At 70.0% G+C, this 24,484-nt stretch carries 20 protein-coding genes; 14 read left to right on the top strand and 6 right to left on the bottom strand.

Going from position 1 to position 24,484, the window contains the following annotated elements; translation table 11 throughout:
- Positions 1-96 precede the first annotated feature (96 nt).
- The 8 genes from E1181_RS02635 (at position 97) to E1181_RS02600 (ending at position 9,231) form a co-directional block, all read left to right on the top strand.
- The gene (locus E1181_RS02635) at positions 97-2,205 is read left to right on the top strand and encodes a PQQ-dependent sugar dehydrogenase (protein ID WP_132672248.1); all 2,109 of its coding nucleotides are present in this window, start codon (positions 97-99) and stop codon (positions 2,203-2,205) included.
- 85 nt (positions 2,206-2,290) lie between these two features.
- Positions 2,291-3,451 carry an inositol-3-phosphate synthase gene (locus E1181_RS02630; protein ID WP_132672247.1) on the top strand — a complete coding sequence of 387 codons (1,161 nt, stop codon included), beginning with the start codon at positions 2,291-2,293 and terminating at the stop codon, positions 3,449-3,451.
- Positions 3,448-4,302 carry an SCO3242 family prenyltransferase gene (locus E1181_RS02625; protein ID WP_132672246.1) on the top strand — a complete coding sequence of 285 codons (855 nt, stop codon included), beginning with the start codon at positions 3,448-3,450 and terminating at the stop codon, positions 4,300-4,302. The genes E1181_RS02630 and E1181_RS02625 overlap by 4 nt, the downstream gene beginning before the upstream one ends.
- Positions 4,299-5,165 carry a sugar phosphate isomerase/epimerase family protein gene (locus E1181_RS32700; RefSeq protein ID WP_132672245.1) on the top strand — a complete coding sequence of 289 codons (867 nt, stop codon included), beginning with the start codon at positions 4,299-4,301 and terminating at the stop codon, positions 5,163-5,165. Before E1181_RS02625 ends, E1181_RS32700 begins: the two co-directional genes overlap by 4 nt.
- Positions 5,162-5,809 (top strand): EboA domain-containing protein, encoded by a 648-nt coding sequence (locus E1181_RS32695; RefSeq protein WP_132672244.1) that lies wholly within the window; start codon positions 5,162-5,164, stop codon positions 5,807-5,809. The genes E1181_RS32700 and E1181_RS32695 overlap by 4 nt, the downstream gene beginning before the upstream one ends.
- The gene (locus tag E1181_RS02610; RefSeq protein ID WP_132672243.1) at positions 5,809-6,669 is read left to right on the top strand and encodes a TatD family hydrolase; all 861 of its coding nucleotides are present in this window, start codon (positions 5,809-5,811) and stop codon (positions 6,667-6,669) included. The genes E1181_RS32695 and E1181_RS02610 overlap by 1 nt, the downstream gene beginning before the upstream one ends.
- A gap of 22 nt (positions 6,670-6,691) precedes the next feature.
- Complete coding sequence (eboE, locus tag E1181_RS02605) at positions 6,692-7,858, top strand: metabolite traffic protein EboE (RefSeq protein WP_132672242.1); 1,167 nt, start codon at positions 6,692-6,694, stop codon at positions 7,856-7,858.
- Positions 7,855-9,231, top strand: a complete 1,377-nt coding sequence (locus E1181_RS02600; protein WP_207921981.1) for an alkaline phosphatase family protein — start codon at positions 7,855-7,857, stop codon at positions 9,229-9,231. The genes eboE and E1181_RS02600 overlap by 4 nt, the downstream gene beginning before the upstream one ends.
- A 570-nt stretch (positions 9,232-9,801) precedes the next feature.
- On the opposite strand, the gene E1181_RS31955 is transcribed toward E1181_RS02600, so the two are convergent.
- The gene (locus E1181_RS31955; RefSeq protein WP_235875810.1) at positions 9,802-10,008 is read right to left on the bottom strand and encodes an MbtH family protein; all 207 of its coding nucleotides are present in this window, start codon (positions 10,006-10,008) and stop codon (positions 9,802-9,804) included.
- Positions 10,009-10,314: 306 nt separating this feature from the next.
- Here E1181_RS31955 and E1181_RS02590 point away from each other — a divergent pair, with 306 nt between their 5' ends.
- The 5 genes from E1181_RS02590 (at position 10,315) to E1181_RS02570 (ending at position 16,829) form a co-directional block, all read left to right on the top strand.
- Positions 10,315-11,295, top strand: coding sequence for a DUF2157 domain-containing protein (locus E1181_RS02590; protein WP_132672239.1), 981 nt, complete (start codon positions 10,315-10,317; stop codon positions 11,293-11,295).
- Positions 11,296-11,413: 118 nt separating this feature from the next.
- Positions 11,414-12,190, top strand: coding sequence for a 3-hydroxybutyrate dehydrogenase (locus E1181_RS02585; protein ID WP_132672238.1), 777 nt, complete (start codon positions 11,414-11,416; stop codon positions 12,188-12,190).
- A 46-nt stretch (positions 12,191-12,236) separates the two neighbouring features.
- Complete coding sequence (locus E1181_RS02580) at positions 12,237-13,568, top strand: MFS transporter (RefSeq protein WP_132672237.1); 1,332 nt, start codon at positions 12,237-12,239, stop codon at positions 13,566-13,568.
- 77 nt (positions 13,569-13,645) lie between these two features.
- Positions 13,646-15,538: a helix-turn-helix domain-containing protein gene (locus E1181_RS02575; RefSeq protein ID WP_132672236.1), complete on the top strand. Its 1,893-nt coding sequence runs from the start codon at positions 13,646-13,648 to the stop codon at positions 15,536-15,538.
- Between the two features lie 160 nt (positions 15,539-15,698).
- The gene (locus E1181_RS02570; RefSeq protein WP_132672235.1) at positions 15,699-16,829 is read left to right on the top strand and encodes an aminotransferase class V-fold PLP-dependent enzyme; all 1,131 of its coding nucleotides are present in this window, start codon (positions 15,699-15,701) and stop codon (positions 16,827-16,829) included.
- 112 nt (positions 16,830-16,941) lie between these two features.
- On the opposite strand, the gene E1181_RS02565 is transcribed toward E1181_RS02570, so the two are convergent.
- Together E1181_RS02565 and E1181_RS02560 are read right to left on the bottom strand one after the other, a co-directional pair.
- Positions 16,942-18,330, bottom strand: coding sequence for a M14 family zinc carboxypeptidase (locus E1181_RS02565; RefSeq protein ID WP_132672234.1), 1,389 nt, complete (start codon positions 18,328-18,330; stop codon positions 16,942-16,944).
- Between the two features lie 181 nt (positions 18,331-18,511).
- Complete coding sequence (locus tag E1181_RS02560) at positions 18,512-19,342, bottom strand: SAM-dependent methyltransferase (protein ID WP_132672233.1); 831 nt, start codon at positions 19,340-19,342, stop codon at positions 18,512-18,514.
- A 490-nt stretch (positions 19,343-19,832) separates the two neighbouring features.
- On the opposite strand from E1181_RS02560, the gene E1181_RS02555 reads away from it, so the two are divergent.
- A complete protein-coding gene (locus tag E1181_RS02555) occupies positions 19,833-20,750 on the top strand; it encodes a glycoside hydrolase family protein (RefSeq protein WP_235875801.1) in 918 nt (305 codons plus the stop codon).
- 71 nt (positions 20,751-20,821) lie between these two features.
- Here the strand turns inward: E1181_RS02555 and E1181_RS02550 are convergent, their stop codons facing one another.
- From E1181_RS02550 to E1181_RS02540, 3 genes are read right to left on the bottom strand one after another with little or no spacing between them, the layout of a single operon-like run.
- Positions 20,822-21,865 (bottom strand): alcohol dehydrogenase catalytic domain-containing protein, encoded by a 1,044-nt coding sequence (locus E1181_RS02550; protein ID WP_132672231.1) that lies wholly within the window; start codon positions 21,863-21,865, stop codon positions 20,822-20,824.
- 27 nt (positions 21,866-21,892) lie between these two features.
- A complete protein-coding gene (locus E1181_RS02545) occupies positions 21,893-23,191 on the bottom strand; it encodes a four-carbon acid sugar kinase family protein (RefSeq protein WP_132672230.1) in 1,299 nt (432 codons plus the stop codon).
- Positions 23,188-24,456, bottom strand: a complete 1,269-nt coding sequence (locus E1181_RS02540) for a RuBisCO large subunit C-terminal-like domain-containing protein (RefSeq protein ID WP_132672229.1) — start codon at positions 24,454-24,456, stop codon at positions 23,188-23,190. Before E1181_RS02540 ends, E1181_RS02545 begins: the two co-directional genes overlap by 4 nt.
- Positions 24,457-24,484: the final 28 nt, after the last annotated feature.

Raw genomic sequence — 24,484 nt, 5'->3', positions numbered from 1 at the left:
TCCAGCACGACGATTCCGCCGCGAAGTCGATTCGGCGGCGGGATCCGCACGGCTGCGTTCCGACCCGCACGATCAGCGAACCGATGAGAGGTTGCCATGCGACGTGTCCCGTTACTGGCGGCGGTGGTCGCCGTGACCACCGCCTTGATGAGCGCGCCCGCGACGGCCGCCGAAGCCCCGCCGCCGGACAGCGAGTTCCAGAAGGTGGTCCTCAACGACCATCCCGGCGAACCGATCGACCTCGCCGTCCTTCCCGACGGCAGGGTCCTGCACACCACCCGCCAGGGCGAGGTCCGGATGCACCAACCGGACACCGGCCGCAACACCGTCGCGGCCACGTTGGACGTCTACCAGCACGACGAGGAGGGTCTGCAGAGCGTCGCGGTCGACCCCGGCTTCAACGGCACCACGAACCGGTGGGTCTACCTGTACTACTCGCCCCCGCTGGACACACCGACCGACGACCCGTCCACACCGGACGTCAACGAGGGCGACGCGCCGGAGTCGGGCACGCCCGACCAGTTCGAGCCCTTCCACGGCGTGCTGCAGCTGTCGCGCTTCCAGCTCAACGGTGACCAGCTGGACCTGTCCAGCGAGCAGAAGATCCTCGACGTCGGGGTGGACCGGGGAACGTGCTGCCACGTCGGCGGCGACATCGTCCTCGACGGCGGCGGCAACCTCTACCTGTCCACCGGCGACGACACCAACCCGTTCTCCTCCGGCGGCTACGCCCCCATCGACGAGCGGGCCGACCGCAACCCCGCGTTCGACGCGCAGCGCTCCGCGGCCAACACCAACGACCTCCGGGGCAAGGTGCTGCGGATCAAGGTCGGGAACGACGGCTCCTACACCGTCCCGGAGGGCAACCTGTTCGCGCCGGGCACGCCGAGCACGCGCCCGGAGATCTACCTGATGGGCCTGCGCAACCCGTTCCGCATCGAGGTCAACCGCGAGACCAACGAGCTCTACGTGGCCGACTACTCGCCGGACGCCGAGAACGCCGACCCGAACCGCGGCCCGGCCGGCACCGGCAAGTGGTTCGTGGCCCGGAAGGCCGGGAACTACGGCTGGCCCTACTGCGCGACCGCCGAACTGCCCTACGTCGACTACGACTTCGCCACCGGCACCTCCGGCGAGCCGTTCAACTGCGCGGCCCCGGTCAACGAGTCACCGCACAACACCGGGCTCACCCAGCTGCCGCCGGTCGAGCAGCCGCAGGTGTGGTACGGCTACGGCCAGTCCGAGCAGTTCCCGCAGCTGGGAGCGGGCGGCATCGGCCCGATGGCCGGACCGGTCTACCACTACGACGAGCGCGCCGCGCAGAGCCGGGCCCCGGTCGCGTGGCCGCAGCACTACGACGGCATGCCGCTGTTCTACGAGTGGACCCGCGACTACATCAAGGGCTTCCACCGCGACGACTCCGGCGCGCTGACCGGTATCGAGGACGTGCTGCCCTCCGTCCCGTTCTCCGGCCCGATCGACATGGAGTTCGGTCCCGACGGCGCGCTGTACGTGCTCGACTACGGCAAGGGCTACTTCGGTGAGAACCCGGAGGCGGCGCTGTCGCGGGTCGACTACATCGGCCCCGGCGGCAACCACACCCCGGAGGCCAAGGCCTCGGCCAGCGCCACCAACGGCCAGGCGCCACTGACGGTGTCGTTCTCCAGCGACGGCAGCACCGACGCCGACGGTGACCGGCTGCTCTACGAGTGGGACTTCAACTCCGACGGCACGATCGACTCGCGGGAGCTGAACCCGACCCACACCTACACCGACAACGGCGTCTACACCGCGATGCTGCGGGTCACCGACACGGGCGGCCCGAACGCCGGCAAGACCGGTCTCGCCGAGGTCAACGTCGTGGTGGGCAACGTCGCCCCGACCGTCCAGTTCGTCACGCCGGTCGACGGGCAGCAGTTCTCCTTCGGCGACGTCATCAACTACGAGGTGGCGGTGACCGATGATCAGCCCGTCGACTGCTCGAAGGTCGAGGTGACCTACATCCTCGGGCACGACGATCACGGCCACCCGCAGACGACAGCCTCCGGCTGCTCCGGGTCGATCCAGACCACGGTGCCGGAAGGCCACGACCCCGAGACCGACAACCTGCGCGGGGTGTTCCAGGCGACCTACACCGACCCGGGCGTCGACGGGCTGCCGTCGCTGACCGGTGAGCACGAGGTCGTGCTGCAGCCGACGAGCTGATCAGCACCTGCCCCGGATGCGGTCGCCGCTCCGACCGCGTCCGGGGCCCGCTCCGTCCCGCAACACCGAGGGAGGCACGGGAAAGATGGCACCTAGGACCGGACTGTGGTTCATCGGCGCTCGCGGCTCAGTGGCGACGACGGCCACCGTGGGCGCGCTCGCCATGACAGCGGGGTTGGCCCCGCGCACAGGTTGTGTCGCCGACCTCCCCGAGGTGGCGGTGGCGGCACCGCCGGGCGTGGACGATCTTCTCATCGGCGGCCACGACGTCGTCGGCGACGCCCTGCCCAAGCGCGCCGAGGCTCTCGCCGCCGGCGGGGTTTTCGGTCACGAGCTCGCCCGGGCGGTGCACAGCGGACTGGTGGAGGTCGACGCCCGGGTCCGTCCGGGCATCACCTCCAACGCGGGCTTCCAGCGCGACGCGATCGAGCAGGTCAGCCGTGATGTGGCCGGTTTCCGCGCCGCGCACGGGCTCGACCGGGTGATCGTGATCGACGTGTCCACGACCGAACCGCCGCTGGAGCTCGCGCCGGAGCACCGCGATCTGGACGAACTGGATCGAGCGCTGGCCGCGGGAGAGTCGCCGCTGCCTGCCAGCGGCGTCTACGCCTACGCGGCACTGCGCGCCGGATGCCCGTTCGTCGCGTTCACCCCGAGCCCCGGGCCGCGGTTGCCCGCGATCGATCAGCTCGCCCACCGCACGCAGCTGCCGTGGGCCGGCACCGACGGCAAGACCGGCGAGACGTTGATCAAGTCGGCGTTGGCGCCGATGTTCGCCACCCGCGCGCTGCGGGTCCGCTCCTGGGCGTCGTACAACCTGCTCGGCGGTGGCGACGGCCAGGCCCTCGCCGACCCGGAGACAGCGGAGAGCAAGACCCGCTCCAAGAACAAGGGGCTGGCCTCCATCCTCGGGCATCCGGTCGACGGGCCGATGCACATCGACTACCTCCCCGACCTCGGCGACTGGAAGACGGCCTGGGACCTGGTCTCCTTCGAAGGATTCCTCGGCACCAAGATGTCGATGCAGTTCACCTGGCAGGGGTGCGACTCGGCACTCGCGGCCCCGTTGGTGCTCGACCTGGCCAGGCTGATGGCGCGGGCTCACCGAGCAGGCGCCGTCGGTGCCGTCGAGTCGCTCGGCTTCTTCTTCAAAGACCCCGCCGGGGACACCCCGCACGACCTGGCCGGCCAATGGCGTGCGCTGCTCGACTGGTGCGGCCAGATCGGCTCCGGGGAGCAGCGATGAGGGCCCGGGATCTCGCCGAGCTGGTGCGCTTGCCCGCCGTGCTCACCGCTCCCGGTGACAGCCTCGTCGGGGCGGCAGCCGCCGGCTGGCCTCACGGCAAGCGCAGCTGGGCCATGCCGATGACCTCCTGCTGCTTCTACCTCGCAGGCATGGCGCTCAACGACTACGCCGACCGGGAACTGGACGCGAGGGAACGTCCCGAACGACCGATCCCGTCCAGCCGGGTCCGACCCCGCACCGCTCTGGCACTCGCCACCGGACTGACCGCAGCCGGATTGGGGATCGCCGGGGCCGCAGGCGGCGGCACCGCTCTGCGAGCGGCAGTGCCGGTGGCCGCCGCGGCCTGGGCCTACGACCTCGCGGCCAAGCAGACCCGCGCAGGGCCGGTGGTCATGGCCCTGGCCCGCGGGTTCGACGTCCTGCTCGGCGCCGGAGGGCACCGGCGAGCCGTCCTTCCCGCCTGCGCGGTCGCCGCGCACACCCTCGGGGTCACCGGGCTGAGCCGCGGAGAGGTCCACGGCGGTTCGTCACGAGCGGCCTGGGCGGCGCTGGCGACCACCTCCGCCGCCGCGGCATCGGCCGCACTGCTACCCGGCTCCTCCCGCCGCGCGAACGCCGCCGGCCTCGCGTGCGCCGCCGGCTACGCCCTGACGGTCGGTGGAGCCCAGGCACGGGCCGCGCGTCACCCGGACGCGGACACCGTCCGCACCGCGACCGGCGTCGGCGTGCGCGGCATCATCGGACTGCAAGCGGCACTCGTGGCCGGCACCGGTGCGCTCGGCGTCGCCGGCGCACTGCTCAGCGCCGGTCCGCTCGCTCGCTTGGCGTCGAAGGTGGTGTCGCCGACATGAACCTCCGCTTCGGCTACGGCACCAACGGATTCGCCGGTCACCGCTTCGACGACGCCGTCGCGGTCCTGGCCGATCTCGGTTACGACGGGGTCGCGCTCACCCTCGACCAACCGCACCTGGACCCGTTCGCGCCCGATCTCGCCGCGCGCACCGACGCCGTTCGCCGCAGCCTCGAGTCGCGGGGCCTGGCCGTCGTGATCGAGACCGGCGCCCGCTACGTCATGAATCCCTGGCACAAGCACGAACCGACGTTGGTCTCCGACACCGAGCGGGACAGGCGCATCGAATACCTCCGACGCGCGGTCCGGATCGCCGAGGGGCTGGGCGCGGAAGCGGTGTCGTTCTGGTCCGGCACGCTGCCCGAGGGGGTGTCCGCGCAACAGGGGTGGGGCCGGCTCATCAGCGGGGTCACCGAAGTGCTCGACGAAGCGGAACGACGCGACGTGCGATGCGCGTTCGAACCCGAACCAGGCATGTTCGTGGACACGCTCGCCGGTGTCGCGGAACTGCGCCGCAGGCTCGGCCACCCGTCCCGCCTCTCGGCGACCCTCGACATCGGGCACTGCGTGTGCAACGAACCGGCGCCGCCGCAGGACTGCGTGCACGAGGTGGGCCACCTCCTCGGCAACGTCCAGGCCGATGACATGCGTCCCGGCGTGCACGAGCACCTGGAGTTCGGCGACGGCGACGTCGACCTCCCGGCCACCCTCGGCGCGCTCCTCGACGTCGACTACCGCGGACTGGTCAGCGTCGAGCTCCCCCGACACTCCCACGCCGCGCCCGCAGTTGCCGCGCGCTCGCTGGAAGCGCTGCGCGTCGCGGCCGATCGAGCTCGCACGACCGCGACGGAGGCGACCGGATGAGCTCAGCGCAGGACGTGCTCGGCGCGACCGCCCGAACGCGGTTGGCCGAACTGATCGACGAGGTCACGACGAACCCGCCCCGGCTCGCCGTGCTGTTCCCCGCCGCTGCCAGGACGATCGCCCGCGGCCCCGTCGACCCGGCCGATCCCGACGGGCTGATCACACCTCGCATCGAGGACGAGGTCCGAATCGCCTTGCTCCGGGCTGCCGAGCGACTCTTCGACCCCTCCGACCTCGCGGTGGAGATCACCGCGCTGTACCGGCACGGCGACGCCGAGGAGAAGCGCGCGGTGCTGCGGGCGCTCGATCACCTCGATCTCGGCGACGCGCTGCTCCCGCTGGTCCACGACGCGTTGCGCAGCAACGACTCCCGCCTGATCGCCGCATCACTGGGCACGTACGCGGCGCAGTACCTCGACGACCACGCCTGGCGCCACGGCGTCCTCAAGTGCGTGTTCACCGGCGTGCCGCTGGACGCGGTCGTCGGCATCGCCGAGCGGGCCGACGCCGAGCTGTCCCGCATGGTGCGCGCCTACATCGCCGAACGACTGGCTGCCGGACGATCCGTGCCGCAGGACGCGCACCGCCTGCTGCAACCGGACACCGAGTGCGCACCAGCAGGAGACCAGGACGAGGAGGACTGATGCGCATCTTCGATCCGCACATCCACATGAGCTCGCGCACCACCGACGACTACGAAGCCATGTACGCCGCGGGCGTTCGCGCGGTCACCGAACCGGCGTTCTGGGGCGGGCAGCCCCGTACCAGCGCCGCGTCGTTCTACGACTACTTCGACAGCCTGGTGGGCTGGGAGCGGTTCCGAGCGGCGCAGTTCGGGATTCGCCACCACTGCACGATCGCGCTCAACCCGAAGGAGGCCAACGATCCGCGCTGCCGCGAGGTGCTCAACGCGCTCTCCCGCTACCTCGCCAAGGACGGCGTGGTCGCCGTCGGCGAGGTCGGGTTCGATTCGATGACCTCGGACGAGGAGAAGGTCTTCGCCCGCCAACTCGACATGGCGGCAGAACACGAACTGCCGGTGCTGGTGCACACCCCGCATCGCGACAAGGCGGAGGGAACCCGGCGAAGCCTCGATCTGGTCGCCGCCTCCGACATACCACCCGAACGCGTGCTCATCGACCACCTCAACGAGGTCACCGTCGACCTCGTGGCCGAAACCGGCTGCTGGATGGGATTTTCCATCTATCCTGACACCAAGATGGACGAACACCGCATGGTGCGGATCTTCGCAGAGCACGGGCTGGACCGGATGATCATCAACTCCGCGGCGGACTGGGGACGCAGCGACCCGCTCAAGACCGCCAAGACCGGCCGAGCGATGCTGGACGCCGGGTTCAGCGAGGGTGACGTCGACCGCGTGCTGTGGCGCAACCCGGTCGAGTTCTACGGCCAGAGCGGGCGGCTGCTTCTCGACTCGGTCGAGGCGGATCAGACGGCGACCTTCGAGGGAAATTCGGTGCTGCGCGGGCAACGCCCGCAGTGAACGAGCTGCAGGGGGACCAGACATGCGCTTCACCCACCGCGACGGCACCCGGATCCACCTCGCCTACTGCACGAACGTCCACCCCGCCGAGGATCTGGAGGGACTGCTGCGCCAACTCCGCGTCTTCGGAGGCGGCATCCGCGCCGAACTCGGTGTCGACCGACTCGGCGTCGGGCTTTGGCTGCCCGCACCGCTGGCCGCCCACCTGGCCGACCACCCCGACCTCGACCGGCTGCGGGGCACGCTGGCGAGCCACGGTCTCGAGGTCGTCACGCTGAACGCGTTTCCGTATCAGCACTTTCACGCGGACGCGGTCAAACATGCCGTTTACCAGCCGGATTGGACGGACGAGCGTCGGCTGGACTACACGCTGAACTGCGCGCGGGTGCTCGCACGGTTGCTTCCCGAGGACGTCTCACGCGGCAGCATCTCCACGCTTCCCCTCGCTTGGCGGGAACCGTGGTCGGTCGAGCACCGACGACGCGCCCTCGACTCGATGCGGCAGCTCAGCGAGAGGCTCGCCGCGACGGCCGACGAAACCGGCAAGCACATCCGCGTCGGGCTCGAACCGGAACCGGGGTGCGCCGTCGAAACCACCGACGAAGCGATCGACCTGCTCAGCGACGTGAACACCGACCACGTCGGACTGTGCCTGGACGCCTGTCACCTCGCGGTGGGCTTCGAGGACCCCGCCGAATCGGTGCGGCGCATCACCGGAGCCGGAATCCCGATCGTGAAGACCCAGGCCTCCACGGCCCTGCACGCCCCCTCCCCCGCCGACGAGGCCACCCGGAACGCACTGTCCTGCTACGCCGAAGACCGCTTCCTCCACCAGGTCCGGGAGCGCGGGCCCGCCGGGATCACCGCGCTCGACGATCTTCCGGAGGCGTTGCACGGCGGTGATTCGCTGCGAGGCGACGGGCCGTGGCGGGTGCACTTCCACGTGCCGATCCACCGGCAACCGGATCCCCCGCTGGCGTCCACCCAAGGTGACCTCGACACCGTTCTGCACGCGCTGCTCGCCGGCTCCACCGCACTCACCGACCACGTCGAGATGGAGACCTACACCTGGTCGGTTCTGCCGAAACACCTGCGGCCGCGACACGACGGCGAACTGATCGCCAGCCTGGCGGGCGAACTGCGCTGGGTAGCCCAGACCATGCGACGCACCGGATTGGAGCCATCGTGAACAAGATCCTGCTCCTCGACGTGGTGGGGCTGACACCGCGCCTTCTCCACCACGCACCTCGGCTGCACCGACTCGCCGAACAGGGCTGGCACGCCCCGCTGGAAACCGTGCTTCCCGCGGTCACGTGCTCGGTGCAGTCCACCATGCTCACCGGACTGCCCCCGCGCGAGCACGGAGCCGTCGGCAACGGTTGGTACTTCCGCGATCTCGGCGAGGTCCACCTGTGGCGCCAGCACAACCGGCTCGTCACCGGCGAGAAGGTGTGGGAGACGGCCCGACGCGCCAGGCCCGGCTATCGCGCGGCCAACGTGTGCTGGTGGTACGCGATGGGCGCAAGCACCGACTGGACGATCACCCCTAGACCCGTCTACCACGCCGACGGGCGCAAGTCCCCGGACTGCTACACCTGGCCCCCGGAACTGCACGACGAGCTGACGCAGGCGCTAGGCGCGTTCCCCCTGTTCAACTACTGGGGTCCGACCGCGTCGCTGCGCTCCACCGAGTGGATCGTCGCGGCCACCCGACGGCTGCTGCCCGAAGCCGACCTCACCCTCGCTTACGTCCCGCATCTCGACTACGACCTGCAACGACACGGACCCGACAGCCCCCAGGCGCTCACGGCCGTGCGCGACGTCGACCGCGCCGTGACACCGCTGCTCGACGACGCGCAGGAGCAGGGCGCGACGGTCGTCGTGGTGAGCGAGTACGGCATCACCCCCGCCTCACAACCCGTCGACATCAATCGCGCGCTGCGCGAAGCAGGCCTGCTGGAGGTCTACGCCCAGCACGGCATGGAATACCTGGACCCGTGGACGTCCCGCGCCTTCGCGGTCGCCGACCACCAGGTCGCGCACGTCTACGTCCAGAACCCCACCGATCTAGCACCGGTGCGCGAGCTCTGCCAAGCCCTGCCCGGGGTCGACCTGGCCCTGGACCGGGACGCGCAACACGACTTCGGCATCGACCACCACCGAGCCGGTGAGCTGGTCCTCGTCGCCGAACCACGCGCCTGGTTCACCTACTACTACTGGCTCGACGACGCACGGGCTCCGGACTTCGCGCGCGGCGTCGACATCCACCGCAAACCCGGTTACGACCCGGCCGAACTGTTCCTCGACCCCGCCGACCGCACCGCGAAGCTCCGCGCCGCGATCGGCCTCGCCCGCAAGAAGCTCGGCCTCCGCTACGCCATGAACGTCGTGCCGACCACCGGACGCTGGGTCAAAGGCACGCACGGCCGCCTCCCCGATGACCCGCTCGACGGTCCCCTGCTCCTGTGCAGCGACCCGACCTCACGACGGGACCGCATGCGTGCCTCCTCAGTCCGCGACCTCATCCTCGACCTGGCAGCAATCTCGCAGTCGACACGATGAGCTCCCCGCCGAGCGACCCGAGCACCGATGACGAAGGCGTGAGGTCGCGCCCGGAAAGCTCCTGCCCCACGTCGGCGTCTTCTGTCATCCCTCACCGAAGGCCAACATCAAGAACCAGCTCACGATGACCGCACGCCGACGCACTTGACCGCCTGCATTGCACCGGTCAAGAGGGCCCATCAGTCCCCAACGGTCAAGATGGGGCGACTTCCCGCTGCGCGAAGGTGACATCGTCATCAGCGCACCGGCGAAGTCGGGCACGACGTGGGGGCGCAGATGTGCAGAGATGTGCGCACTGCTCATCTTCCAGAAGCCCGAGCTGCCGCAACCCTTGTCGACGCCGTCACCGTAGCTGGACCAGCTGCTCGTCTCGCAGGAGGAGATCTACGCGAAGCTGGCCGAGCAGGAGCACCGCCGCGCCACCAAGACGCACGTCCCGCTCGATGGCCTTCCGCTCGGTGTCCGCCGCTGACCAGACGTATGGCACCGGCCACCAGGACGGGTGAACCTCGACGTCATCGAAGCGCTTGGCGAGGGCCACGTAGCCCCGGGGATCGCGCGGCGAGCCGGTCAGCCGCCCATGGCCTCGATCAAGCTCGCGGGACGCAGGTCCGTCCAGTTCTCCTCGACGTAGGCCATGCAAGCCGCTCGCGTGTCCTGGTCGTGCGCGATGCGCCACCCGTCGGGCACATCGGCGAACGCGGGCCACAGCGAGTGCTGCCCCTCGTCGTTGACCAGCACCAGGAACGTGGCATCGGGATCATCGAACGGGTTCACCCCGCTCACCGCCTTTCTGTGTCCTCTGCACGCCGGTTTACCGCAGACACCGTCATCGTCGTACCGGCCACTCCACCGGGGATCCGTGAGCACCGCCGGCACGACGCCTCGGGTGCCCGCCGAAGCATCTGCGACGCCCTCGCACCCGGCGCAGGTCCACCTCGCAGGCATCTCATTACCGGTCGACAACACCTCGAGCGAGCCCCCAACGAACACGACCGGGGTTGCTCAGGTTGGTCGAGAGGGCGAGGTGTTGAGTAGAAGCACCTAAGGACTTGTGGCTGCGGTGATGCTGTAATGCCGTCGATGAGCAATTCGCAGCGGCTTTCCTCGGAGCAACGCGCACGCCTGGAGCGGTTGGGCGAACGGGGCGTGCTCTCCCGCGAGCAGGTCGACGCCGTCCTCGACGAGCTCGACCGCGAGCGGGGTGCGGCCTGGGCCTCGCGCACGGCCGTGTGGGAGGTGCTCGGCTACATCGGCGGTGCGCTCGTCCTCGGTGGTGCCGTTCTGCTGGTGGGGATGTACTGGGAAGCCCTGGCAGTCCCCGGGCGCGTTGCCCTGCTGGTCGCCGCGACCCTCGCCTTGGTCGGCGCCGGACTGGTCATGGTCGGCGGGCCACGTGCGCTGCGCGCGTTCGGCGAAGCGGAACCGTCTGCGCGCAGCCGGATCGTGTCCGCCCTGATCGCCTTGGCTTCCTGCACGGCGGCGCTCGCCGTCGCGAGCGGCGTAGACGTGCTCGAGTCCTTGGCGGCCTCGGCCACCGGTCTGCTCGTCGCCCTGCTCGGATACGTCGTGGTGGGCGGGCTCCCCGTTCTGCTGGCGGCCGTCGGGTTCAGCGTCGGCGTGGTGGCCGCCGCGGTTGCCGAATGGTTCGACAGCTCGTCACCGGCCCACACGACGGGCTTGGTGGCACTGGGCGCCGTGTGGACCGCACTCGCTGTTCTTGGCGTGGTGCGTCACCGCCGCCCGGTCCTCGGGGCGGGCGTGCTGATCGCTCTGGCCGGGGCGCAGTACGCGGTGAGCCTGGGCCCGTCGTGGGTGGGTTACGGGTTGACCCTGGTGATCGGGCTGCTCTGCTTCGGCGGCTACCTGGTCGAGCGGGCCGTGGTCTTGCTGGCGCTGGGCGTGCTCGCCGTGACGGTGGCGGTGCCCGAAGCGGTCTGGGACTGGACGGGTGGTGCGCTCGGCGGGCCGGTCGTGGTGCTGCTGGTGGGGGTGGTGTTCCTCGCCGCTTCGGCGCTGGGTCTGCGCCTGCGAAGGCGAGCACCCGCATCTGATCAGCGCTGAAGCCGACGAATGCGCGTGCGCCCTGCTGCGCTCATGTGTCGCACGCACATGGACCCCGAGATGTTTGTGTGCTGACACCACATGCCATCCCTCGGGCAGGCATCCTACCTTGTCCGTCATGGCCACAAGTGACCCGCACAACACCGCGGCGAACGCACGAGCGCTGGAGGGCAAGGTCGCCCTCGTCACCGGCGCCGCGGGTGGGATCGGCAAGGCCTGCGCTGAAGCGCTGGCCGGCGCCGGCGCCGCCGTGCACCTCGTCGACCAGCGCAGCGCTGCGTCCCTCGCGACCGAGATCAGCGGCGACTCCCACGTCGTCGATCTGTCGGACGCCGATGCGATCGCAGGACTACCTCGCGAAATCGACATCCTCGTCAACAACGCCGGGTTGCAGCACGTGGCTCCGATCCACGAGTTCCCAGCCGAACGGTTCTCCCTGATCCACAAGGTCATGGTCCTGGCACCGTTCCTGCTCATGCAGCAGTGCCTTCCGCACATGTATTCCCAGCGGTGGGGACGCCTGGTGCACATCTCCAGCGTCCACGGCCTGCGCGCGAGTCCGTACAAGTCGGCCTACGTCTCGGCCAAGCACGCGCTGGAGGGATTGAGCAAGACCGCCGCTCTCGAAGGTGCCGAGTTCGGGGTCACGAGCAACTGCATCAACCCGGGGTACGTGCGCACCCCGCTGGTGAAGAACCAGATCACCGACCAAGCGCGGGCCCATCAGATCAGCGAGGACGAGGTGACCGAACGCGTCCTCCTCTCCCGAGCCGGCATCAAGAGGCTGATCGAACCCAGCGAGGTCGCCGAAACCGTTCTGTGGCTGAGCGGCGACCGGTGCGCCTCGATGACGGGAAGCTCGCTGTCCCTCGACGGCGGGTGGACCGCGCACTAGCCGTGCTGCTGCCAGACATCCTGCTCCAACGACGAAGCGGTGCATCATGACACAGGAATCCACACCTGAACGCACATCGATTTCCAGGATCATCGGTGCCAGCCTGGTGGGCACCACGATCGAGTGGTACGACTTCTTCTTGTACGGCTCAGCGGCGGCGTTGGTGTTCAACAAGCTCTTCTTCCCGAACTCCGATCCGCTGACCGGAACGTTGTTGGCCTTCGGCACCTACGCGGCGGGATTCGGCGCCCGGCCGCTGGGCGGCCTGGTCTTCGGGCACTTCGGCGACAAGGTCGGCCGCAAGCGGCTGCTGGTGCTCAGCCTGCTCCTGATGGGCGGCGCGACCTGCGCGATGGGCTTGTTGCCCACCTACGCCTCCGTGGGCATCGCGGCTCCGATCTTGTTGACGACCTTGCGCCTGGTGCAGGGTTTCGCGCTCGGCGGCGAATGGGGCGGCGCGGTTCTCATCGTGTCCGAACACGGATCACCACAACGCAGAGGTTTTTGGGCGTCGTGGCCGCAGGCCGGTGCTCCAGGCGGCAACCTCCTGGCCACAGGAGTTCTGGCCATCCTGGCCGCGGTCCAGTCCGACCAGGCGTTCCTGGACTGGGGGTGGCGCATCCCGTTCCTGCTCTCCGGCGTGCTGGTCATGATCGGCCTGTGGATCCGGCTCTCGGTGACGGAGTCGCCGGTGTTCCTGGAGGCCGCGGAGCAGGCCAGGCGCAACTCAGCGGTGGTGCGCGCCCCGATCGCACGGGTGCTGCGGGACAACTGGCGCGAGGTTCTGATCTCGATGGGTGCGCGCATGGGCGAGAACACCACCTACTACGTGATCACCGCGTTCATCCTCGTCTACCTCACCGGCCCGGTGGGTCTGCCGAAGTCCGTGGGGCTCAACGCCGTGCTCATCGGGTCGATCGTGCACTTCGCGACGATCCCGCTGTGGGGCGCGCTGTCGGACCGATGGGGACGACGTCCGGTGATCATCATGGGCGCGCTCGGCAGCGGTGCGTGGGCCTTCGCGTTCTTCGGGCTGCTCGACACCGCGTCTCCCCTGGTGATCACTCTGGCCACGACGGTCGGCCTGGTCCTGCACGGCGCGATGTACGGTCCGCAGGCCGCGTTCTTCTCCGAGCTCTTCGGCACCCAGGTGCGCTACTCCGGTGCCTCCATCGGATACCAGCTCGCTTCGGTCGTCGCCGGTGGTCTCGCACCGCTGATCGCCACAGCGCTGCTCAAGGGCTACGGCACCGCAGCGCCGGTCGCCCTCTACGTCGCAGCAGGAGCCGCCCTCACCGTGATCGCCACCGCGGTGTCCCGCGAGACCCGAGCAACCGGGCTCGGCTCGGTTTCCGAGCAACCCCGCCAGGTGGTCTAGCTCCGTCCTGCCTGCCGGGCACCAGCCGGCTCCCCGTCCGGCTGGTGCCCCCGATTCCGCCGAGGAGAATTGGGCGCATGGATCAGGCAGCAGCGGCGCTGCGGCGCCTGCTGACCTTGCTCGCTGACAACGCGCCGAGCGAGCAGGTCGCGCAGGTCGCCGTCACCGCCCGCACGTCCGGAGCGTCCGAGGCCGAACTCGAGGAGATCGAGAAGGCCAGCGAGCTCGCGCTCCGGGTGCACCGCAAGGTCGCCGAACACGAACGCAGGCAAACGGAGTTGGCGGCGCTCTTCGACAGCGCCAGCGACCTGGCCGGGGTGCGCGACCTGAACGCGGTCCTACGCTCGATCGTGCACCGCGCCCGCATGCTGCTGGCTGCTGACATCGCCTACCTGTCGCTCAACGACGAAACCCGCGAGGAGACCTACATGCGGGTGACCGACGGATCGATCTCGGCGCGATTCCAGCAGGTCCGGCTCGGCATGGGCGAGGGCCTCGGCGGCCTCGTCGCCCAAACAGCCCGCCCGTACGCGACCGCCGACTACGCCGCGGACTCCCGGTTCGCCCACACCACCCCCATTGACTCTGCCGTCGACGAGGAAGGCCTGGTCGCCATCCTGGGCGTGCCGCTGTCGCTCAACGACGAGGTCATCGGCGTGCTCTTCGCGGCTTTCCGCACAGCGCACGACTTCTCACGAGATGAGGTGGCGCTGCTGGCCTCGCTGGCCGACCACGCGGCCATCGCGATCGACACGGCCCGGTTGATCGAGGAAACGCGCAAGGCGGTCGACGAGCTCAACGAGGCCAACGAAACGATCCGCAAGCACAACGAGGCGATGCAGCACTCGGAGCACGCCCACGACCGACTCACCGATCTGGTGCTCCGCGAGGAGGACATCTCCGAGGTCGCCGCGGCGGTTGCGACCATGTTCGCTGGCGGCCTGGCCATCCACGATGCCGACGGCAACGAACTCGCGCGCGTCGGAACCGGTCCCCTGCCGCAGCCGCACGAAGCGGTCGCGGCATCGCGCAAGGCCGGCCGCGCCGTAGCGCACGAGAACAACTGGGTGCACGCCGTTCTTGCCGGACCCGAACTCCTGGGCAGCCTGGTCCTCACCGAACGCCCTGCGCTCTCCGACGTGGACCGCCGCGTCTTCGAACGAGCCGGCGTGGTCACCGCTCTGCTGCTCCTGCTCCAGCGTTCCACCGCCGAAGCCGAGAACAAGGTCGGCGGTGAGCTGGTCGCCGACCTGCTCACCGCCCCGCAGCGAGACCCCGCGGGGCTGGTCGCGCGCGCACGTCGGCTCGGCGTCGAACTCACGAGCCCGCATTCGGTGCTGGTGGCGCATGCCGAGGGCGTCCCGAGAGAGCGGCTGGCCACAGCCGTCGCCTGGAACGCCCGGGCCGCCGGTGGCGTGGCCGGCGCTCTCGAGGACCAGGTCGCACTGCTGCCGAACACCGAACCCGGCGAAGCCGCCAAGTCCTTCGCCCGCGGGCTCACCGACTCACTCGGTGCTCGCGTGACCGTGGGCGCCGCCGGGCCGGCCTCGGGACCACAAGCCCTCGCGCAGACCTACACCGAAGCCAGGAGGTGCATGCGCGCGCTGCTCGCGCTCGGTCGCGACGGCGATGGCGCGGCGATGAGCGACCTCGGGTTCATCGGGATGGTGCTCGGCGAAAGAGCCGACGCCCGCGGCTACATCCGGTCGGTCCTCGGGCCCGTCCTCGACTACGACGCGCTTCGCGGCACCGAGCTGACCGAGACGCTCGAGGCCTACTTCGCCTCCCACATGAATCTCAACCGCACCAAGGAGCGCCTGCAGATCCACGTCAACACCGTCTCGCAGCGCCTGGAGCGCGTCGGGACGCTCCTCGGCGAAGGTTGGCAGGCACCCGACATCTCGCTGGAGATCCAACTCGCGCTGCGCCTCAACAAGATCATCGACGACGCCCCCACCGATCGCGGCTGAAGGGAGCGTCCGCGATCGCGCCGTGGTTGTTCCGAACCCGAGAACGCATCACGCCAGGTTCGAAGCACGCCATCCCCAGCAGCGCCGCCCGGCGAACTCGACGAGGCCGGCCCGCGGTGGTGTCCGCACCCGGCTCCTCCGCCTGTGACAGGCTACGGGCATGGCACTGCCTCATGATGATATCGATCCCGGTGGCCTGCTCGAGTACTCGGTGGTGTTCACCGACCACTCGCTGAATCACATGTCCCAGCGCTTCGCAGGCGTGATGCAGGGCATCGTCGACGTCCTGCGCACGACCTACCGAGCGGACAGCGTCGCGCTGGTGCCTGGAGGTGGCAGCTACGGCATGGAGGCCGTCGCCCGCCAGCTCGCGACCGGCCGCCGCTGCCTCGTGGTGCGCAACGGGCTGTTCTCCTACCGCTGGTCGCAGATCCTCGACATGGGCTCGATCGCGCAGGACCACGCGGTGTGCCGGGCACGACCGGTCGATGCGTCGCATCAGGCCCCGTGGCAGCCGGCTCCGATCGACGAGGTCGTCTCCGTCATCCGCGAGAAGCGGCCCGAGGTGGTCTTCGCGCCGCACGTCGAGACCGCCGCGGGCATGCTGCTGCCGGACGACTACCTCCGCCGCCTTGCCGAGGCCACCCACGAGGCTGGTGGCCTGCTGGTCCTGGACTGCATCGCCTCCGGAGCGCTCTGGGTCGACATGACCGACCTCGGCGTCGACGTTCTGCTGAGCGCGCCGCAGAAGGGCTGGAGCGGGTCCCCCTGCGCCGGCTACGTCATGCTCAGCGAGGCCGGGCGGGCCGCGGTCGAGGCCAGCACGTCGACGAGCTTCTCCGCTGACCTGAAGAAGTGGCTGTCGATCGCGGACGCGTACACGCAGGGCCAGACCCCGTACCACGCGACCATGCCGACCGACACCCTCGCGCACAACCTGGAGCTCATGCTCGCGACCCGCGACCGCGGGCTCGAAGCTCTCCGCGCCGCGCAGGTCGACCTCGGCAGCCGCGTGCGCACGCTCCTCGCTGAGCACGGGCTCCCGTCGGTCGCCGCCGACGAGTTCGCAGCCCCCAGCGTGGTGGTCGTCCACACCGACGACCCGGAGTTGCGCAGCGGTGCCGGCTTCAAGAAGGCCGGTATCCAGATCGCGGCCGGTGTGCCGCTGCACTGCGACGAGCCTGCCGAGTTCTCCACCTTCCGCATCGGCCTGTTCGGGCTCGACAAGCTCGGCGACGTCGAGGGCACCCTGGCCCGGCTCCGGACGGGGTTGGACAAGGTCAGCCGCTGATCGTCCGCTCCCAGGGCTCTTCTGCCACATCCGGGTGCAGGAGTTGAGGCCACCGCCGCGTGCTCGGCGGTGGCCTCGACGGACGGATCGTTCGAGGAGTGGGCTGCCCGGCTCAACCGCGGCCCGCGCGGAGGAGCCGGACGCGTTGCGGAGCGACCAGGTCCGCGACCGCGGCCAGGATCGCTCCGCACTGGACACCGACCAGCTTCCTGATCGGGATCGGGGTGGGCGGCACGTCGGCGTCGGCCTCCGCCGCCCAGCGGTCGAAGACCTCCGTCAGCCGGGCGTGCTCGACCCGGAGCTCCTCCGCGTCGTTGCCTCGAGCGATCTCCGCGCTCAGCGCCGAGAGCAGCATGCCCGCGAACCGCACCCGCGTCGAGTGGGTCATGGCCGTGACCATGAAGCGTTCCGCCACGACCGCAGGGCGCCGGTTGTCCTCCGTGCCGGCGCGAACCCGGTCAGCTTCGGCGGAGGTCCGCAGGAACGGCAGGAAGCACTCCATCGCGCGCAGGTGCGGAGAACGGACGTGCAGCTCGGACCGGACGGCGTCGAACGCGGTCGTGAGCACCCGGGACGTCTCGCTGGTGAGTTCCGCGCGCTCGCTCAGCAGGTCCGAGTAGGACACGTCGAGCGGCGTGTGATCGTCGGCGTCGGCGTTCGCCCAGTACGGCACCTCGGTCGCCAGGTACGCGGTTCCGTAGCGGTTCGCGTAGGCGTAGCTCGACTCGCCGCCGGCGCGTTCGGTCGGGTCGAGACCGAGGCTTTCGAGGTAGTCGTACTCCTGCTCCGCGGTGAACGCCCGGAACACCGCCGGGGCCAGCCGCTCGATGAACGGCGCCTCGCCCTCCCCGGTGTGCAGAGGCAGCCCGAACCGGCTCGGAAGGGTCGTGAGCTGCTCGTTCAGTCGCGGACTGGTGCTGCTGAGGTAGTAGAAGACGCCACCGTACTCGCCGTTGTGCAGAGAGCACAGCATGATCGGCCGGGTCTCGTCGATGAGCTCCCGCAGCGCTTCGGTCTCGGGAATCACGCGGTCGAACTCGGTCTTCTTGTGGGCGAAGGGGAACGACCACTCGACCTGCTCGTCGGTGGCCGGCCGGTAGAACGAGCGCCCGTACTTCGCCATGGTCAGCGGCGGCTCGAACCACGGCTCGTTCAACCGCGTTCCGTCCGGGTCGATGCAGGTGACGATGTGCCAGGTGCAGCCCCACTCCAGGCGCAGGCCGTCATCCTCGACGAGGCGTCGAGCCAGGTGCAGCGCCGACACCCCTCCGATCGGCTCGTTGGGATGCACCCCTCCGACGACCAGCACCTGCTCCTCACCGCCGCGGATGGTCAGGGACCACAGCGGTTCCCCGTCGCGCGACGTGCCGATGCGGCGCATCTCCGCCAGCTCCGGGTGTTCTCGCGCGATCTCCCGCATCGCCGCCACCAGCTCGTCGACCCCCGCGAACCGGTCGAACTCGGGTACTGCGTCGACGAATTCCCCGATGCGCTCGAACACGCCACTTCCTTTCCCCGAGGGGTCCACCCGCCGTGTTCTCCCGCGCGAGAGCCTGCGGTCCGTTCGAGGACGACACTAACCGGATCCACCGATCGGCTATCGGGTCGAGGGCCTCGCCGAGTTCCGCACCGCACAACCAGCTCGACGAGGTCGATCGAGGTACGGCCTCGATTCGCGGAGGTCAGCCGCGGAGGATGCCGACGCCGCCGAGGACGTTGCCCCGGGCTGCTTCTTCGTCACTGACCGGGACGTCCGGGCGCCAGTGGGCTGCGGGCACCACCCCCGGGTCGACCAGCGTGTATCCCGGGAACAGTCCTGCGACCTCGTCGGCTGTGCGGATGTGCAGGTGCGGGGTCGACGTGCCCGCCAGCAGGGAACGCAGCGCAGCCACCTCGTCGTCGGTGCGCGACATCTGCGCGTTGTGGGACACGGCCAGCGCGCTGCCCGGGACGCACGCGTCGCGGTAGCGCTCGACCAGCGCTGCCCCGTCGGGGCCGGGCAGAAGGTCGAGAATCCCGAACGCCAGGACCGCGACCGGTTCGGAGAAGTCCAGCAACCCGGCCACGCCCGGGGATCGCAGCACCTCGTCGGCGTCGCAGACGTCGAGCTCGGTGACCGAGACCTGCGGATCATCACCCAGGAGGCGACGAGCGTGGTGGCAGGCGATCGCTTCCCAATCGACGTAGGCCACCTTCGCCTGCGGGCAGTGCGCCCGGGCGATCTCGTGCACGTTGCCGACGGTGGGAACCCCGGACCCCAGGTCGAGGAACTGGTCGATACCGGCCTCGGTCGCCAGGTAGCGCACCGCGCGACCGAGGAAGGAACGGTTGGTGTAGCTGTAGTCCCGTTCGGTCGGTACGAGTTCGAGCGCTTGATCGGCCGCCGCGCGGTCCACCTCGAAGTTGGCGGACCCGCCGAGGATGTAGTCGTACATGCGGGCGATGTTCGGCCTGGTGAGGTCCGCGTGCGAAACCTCTGCCGCCAACTCGACTTCCCCGGCCCCGTCGTTCATGACGCCACCGTATCGGAACCAAGAGCGAACGACCCCCCACTCAGCGTGATGGGCGGCCTGCTACCCACGAGCCTTCCGGCCTCCGTGGCCAGAACTCAGCTCCGGTCGGGACACCGGGAAGCGGCAGTGCGGTTCAAGTGTGCCGTCGGGCGGGCCGTTCAACAGCCCGGACAAGGATGCCGTTCCGAACCCGATCCGATCGCGGAAACGTTCCGCCGAAGTCGTGCCGCGCACGCGGGAAGAAGGACCTCGCCATCGACCGCTGCGGTCTCGCATCGGTGGAGATCTGGAACACCGATCGACGCTGAGAGCCCGACGTCACGTCCTGGCGCGCTGAGCTCCCGCCCGACCGCGCGTGTTCGAGTTCCTGCCGCGTCGTCGCTCGCGCCCACAACGCGTTCACCCGTTCTCCCGCTGTCGGTGGAGCTTCTGGAGCGGTATACCGAGAGGACACGGGCTCGTCGGGACGGGGGCGATGATGCTTCGCTCGGTGATCGCATTGCTGCTCGCGGTCCAGATGACGGCATCCGGGGTGGCGTCGGCGTCCGATCCGGTGTCGGCCGGGGAGTTCATCCGCGTCTACGACCCGTCGGTCGGCGAGGACGAGCAGTGGTACTACAACGACCACACGATGATCCGAGACGTGGACACCGGATTGTGGCACGTCTACGCCATCAGCCATCCCGAGCCGGCCGATCCGCTCGACGAGAAGCAGTTCGGTCACGCCACCGCTCCCTCGCCCCGCGGCCCCTGGACGAAGCAGCCGTTCGCGCTGACCGCCGACCCGGCCGCCGGTGAGAGCCACATCTGGGCACCGCACGTGGTCTTCGCCGACGGCCTGTACCACATGTTCTACGCCGCGGGCACTCCTGATCACGCCGCCTACCGCATGCACCTCGCGACGTCCACCGACCTGTGGAACTGGGTCCGCAGCGACGCCAACCCGCTGTTCACCGACGGATTCGACGCCAGGGACCCCATGGTCACCAGGGTCGGCTCGCTCTGGGTCATGTACTACACCGCGACCAGCACGCCCGAGGGCGGAAACCACCAGGTGGCCTACCGGGTCAGCCGCGACCTCGTGCACTGGAGCGACAAGCACGTCGCCTTCGAGCACCCGCGCTCGGGCACCGTCGGCGGACCCACCGAGTCCCCGTTCGTGGTGCAGCGCCCGGAGGGCTGGTACCTGTTCGTCTGCTGCGATCCCGGTTACGAGGACACCCGGGTGTACCGCAGCGCGAACCCGTTCCGGTTCGCAGTGGACGATCCAGCGGGCCACATCAACGCCCACGCCGCCGAGGTCATCACCGAACCCGACGGCACCACCTCGGTCACCAGCGCAGGCTGGGGTCAAGGCGGACTGCACCTCGCACCACTCCACTGGCCCGGGGCCCTGGCGTCTCCGTAGAGGCGCCCGCACGAGCGTCGAGGCGGAACAGCAGCCGTCCACATCAGACGGTTCGGGCCGGCGAGCGCTCGTCAGGTCAGGTGGGGAAGCAGGAGGACCTTGCCCGCGTCGCCGGTCAGCAGTCCGATGGCCTCGTCGATGTCGTCGAGCCGCATTCGGTGGGTGACCAGCCAGTCGAGCTCGAGCCGTCCGGACTCGAGCAGCAGCAGCAATTCCTCCCAGCTGTCCCAGAGCCTGCGGCCGAAGACACCGCGCAGCGTGATCCCCTTCTTGTTGATGTGGCCGGCCAGGTCGATCTCGGTGGGCCTGCTCGGGTGCCCGACCGTGACGACCACCGCTTCACGACGCACCGCCTCGAAGAGCGCGGGCAGCGTGCCCGGCGCTCCCGAGCACTCGAACGCGACGTCGAAGCCGCCCCGACGACCGGAGAGCTCGCGGCACGTCTCCACCACCTCCTCGCCGGGGAGCATCGTGCGGACGCCGAGCTCGTCGGCTTGCGCGCGGCGGAACGGGTTCGGTTCGACGACCACGACGTGAGCCGCGCCCATCCGCTTCGACAGGTGGGCCAGGACCAGACCGATCGGCCCGGCGCCGCTGATGAGCACCGACCCTCCCGTGACGGCGTGACCGGAGCGCTGGATGGCGTGCACGGCGACGCCGGCGGCTTCCAGCAGCGCGGCGGACTCGACCGGAACGCCCTCGGGCAGCTTCACGCAGATCTCCTGCGGCGCCGACATGTACTCGGCGAACAGGCCGTCGATGTGCATGCCGATGATCCCGGTCCGCTCGCAGGTGTGGGCGGAACCGGTTCGGCACGGGAAGCACTGCCCGCACGCGATGTGGCTCTCCAGCGCGACTCGATCCCCCGGCCGCAATCCCGTGACGCCCGCTCCGACGTCGACCACGGTTCCGGTGCCTTCGTGACCGAGCACGACCGGCAGCCGGAGGCCGAAGGCCTGCGCGGAGGGCGTCCACTCGTAGAGCTCGCGATCGGTCCCGCACAGCGACGCCGCGGCCACCTCGATGACCACCGAACCCGCATCCGCCTTCGGATCGGGTGCGTCGGTGATGAATTCGGCACCCGGTTGGGCAGATTCCTTGATGACGGCGCGCATTTCGCCTCCTGGTGATGTGATTTCTCGCTATGCGTGGGGGATCTGACCGGCGAACCGGCGCAGGATGTCGACCGGGCCGACCTGCCCGCCCTTGAGGAGCAGGCGGCATCCCGCGACCGGTGGGTCCGGGCTCCTCAGCACGGGACCCGCCGTGACGAACTGGTGCGCCACCCTCAGTTCGCGCACGCCCATCGCGATGAGGGCATGACTGGAGGTGTCGCCGCCGAAGATCGCGATGTCCCGGGTGAGTCCTTCCTCCGCCATCCGCGCGGCGAGCCCTCCGATCAGCGAGCCGACGTGGGCGGGAGCGACCGGGCGGTCGTCGACGAATCGGGCGTCGCCTGGACCTCGCGTGCTGTGCACGACGACGTCCTGACCAGCGGCGAGCGCTTCGGCGACGCGGGATTCCCACTCCGCGGCGAGGCCGGCGTCGTCGCCGTGCAGCATCGTCGACGGGAGGGCGACGTCCGCCCAGCCGTGCTCGATCGCGTCCCGCAACTGCCCGGCCGTGACGGCTGACGCGGAGGCGCTCACCGCGAGGACCGGGCCGCTCGCCCGGTGCTCGGGCGGTTCGGGTGGCGCGGCGTTGCTGGTGAGGCGGGCGAGCGCACCCATGATCCCGCCCGAGCCCACGACGAGCGCCGGACCCGAACCTGCCGCGTCCTGCAGGAGCTCCCGGGCGATGGCGTCGAGGTGCTCCTCACGAGTCGCGTCCACGACGAAGGCCGCGGTCCCGGTTTCCCGGCGCCGCTCGGCCCACGCTTGCGCGAACGTGCCGTCGTCGTACGCCGGGAGGTGGATCTCGCGGACCTGCTCGCCCGCCTCCAGCTGCGCGGCGAGGACGCGGCGCAGGTCCGCGTCGTGCATCGGGGTCGAGGGGTGGACGGACATGACGGGATGCCGGTCCAACCGGTGCACGGTCCCCGCGTGGGCCGCGTAGTGATCGCTGAACGCCGTGAACCTGCCGAATCCCGGTTGCGCGGGCGCCACCGCGATCGGCCCGTGATCGCCGAACTGCCGGTGGAGCAGGCTGATTCCGCGCCCGATGCTGCCGATCTCCGGTGAGCTGTCGAACGTCGAGCACACCTTGTACAGCAGGACATCGGGTTCGAGGGCGGCCAGCCGCGCGAGGCCGCTGCTCACCAGCTCGGCGAAGGGCTCGCCGCCCAGCGACCGGATCGGTCCCGCGATGCCCACGACGTCCGCGTCTCGGGGAAGCGGGCCGTCTCCGATCACCATCGCCGCTTCGAGCCCGTGGCGGTGCGCCTGCGCCAGCACGTCACCGGCCCCGGTGAGGTCGTCGCCGAGGAAACCGATGCTGGTCATCCCGCCCCCTGCCCGAACTTCTCGACGGCGCGCAGCAGCGCGTCGTCCCCCGCTCGCGCTCGCCGCTCGGCGGCGTCGGCCAGCGCTACGCCCTCGGTCGCCGCAGCCCACGCGTCGCGCAGGCTCCGGACACCGGCCGCCGGACCCCCGGGATGTGCCGCGACCCCTCCCCCGGCGAGCATCAGCAGGTCCGTGGACGCGACGGCGGAGAAGGTGGGCGCGGGTGTCGTGACGTTCTGCCCCGACGAGAGCACCGGCAGCACGGGGGTGGTCGCGCCCAGCGGTGCGAGCAGCCCGCGGATGTTGCCGGCGACCTCCTCGTCCCGCTCGTAGAACTTGCTGCGCAGGCCGCTGACGTGCAACTGGTCGGCGCCCGCGAGCCGGGCGAGCTGCTGCCACACGCCGTAGTCGACGCCCAGGCCGTCCGCGCGCATGGACGCGGCCAGACCGGCGCGGTGACCGTGGATGGGCACTTCGGAGAACGAGCGGAGCCATTCCAGCGCCTGCAGCCCCATCACCGGGACGTTCAGCATCACGCAGCGCCCACCCGCCTCGACGACCATGTCGTGCCGTCGGCGCAGACCTGCCAGGTCGCCCGTGATGTTGAAGGCGTACATCGTGGGGTGGCCGGTCACCTGCTCGGCGGCGCGGATCTCCTCGGTGGCCACCGCGATCCGCCGTTCCAGCGGGAGGTGGGCCTGATCGGTCATCAGCTCGTCGTCCTTGACGAGATCGATCGAAGCCCGCGCCAACTCCCGCACGACCTGCCGGAACTCGGGTTCGGACAACCCGATGTTGGGCTTGACGATCGTGCCGATCAGGGCCCCCGCGGCGTCCCCGATCAACCTGCGCGTTCCCTTGATGCCGAAGGCGGGCCCGGGATGCGCCGCGACGAAGTCGTCGGGCAGCTCCAGCCGGTTGAGCCGGCACGCGTGCAGCTCGCCGAGCTCGAAGAGGTTCCCGGCGATCGTGGTCCACAGCGTGGCCAGATCGGTGCCGATGTTCTCCATCGGGATGTCGATGGTCACGTTCGCGGCCCGCACCTGCTCCGGCCTGCTCCGAGAGGGCAGCGAAGGCGACCGGCGCTCCAGCTCCCGCACCTCGACGACGTGGGCCGCGTGGCGCTCCCGGATCCGCGGTGACTCGCCCGGGACCGGGACGAACGTGCCGCTGGACTGCTCGCCGGCCATGACCGCCGCAGCGTCCGCGGGCGGCTTGGCGGACTCGATGTAGTACGTGCACCGCACCGTGCGCTGGTCGCGCATCAACTCTCCTTCGGTTACCGGTGGCCGA

This window comes from Saccharopolyspora terrae, from assembly GCF_004348435.1.
GTDB classification, from domain to species: domain Bacteria; phylum Actinomycetota; class Actinomycetes; order Mycobacteriales; family Pseudonocardiaceae; genus Saccharopolyspora; species Saccharopolyspora endophytica.
The sequence above is the reverse complement of the archived record's forward strand: the minus strand, read 5'-3'. Positions and strand labels throughout refer to the sequence as shown.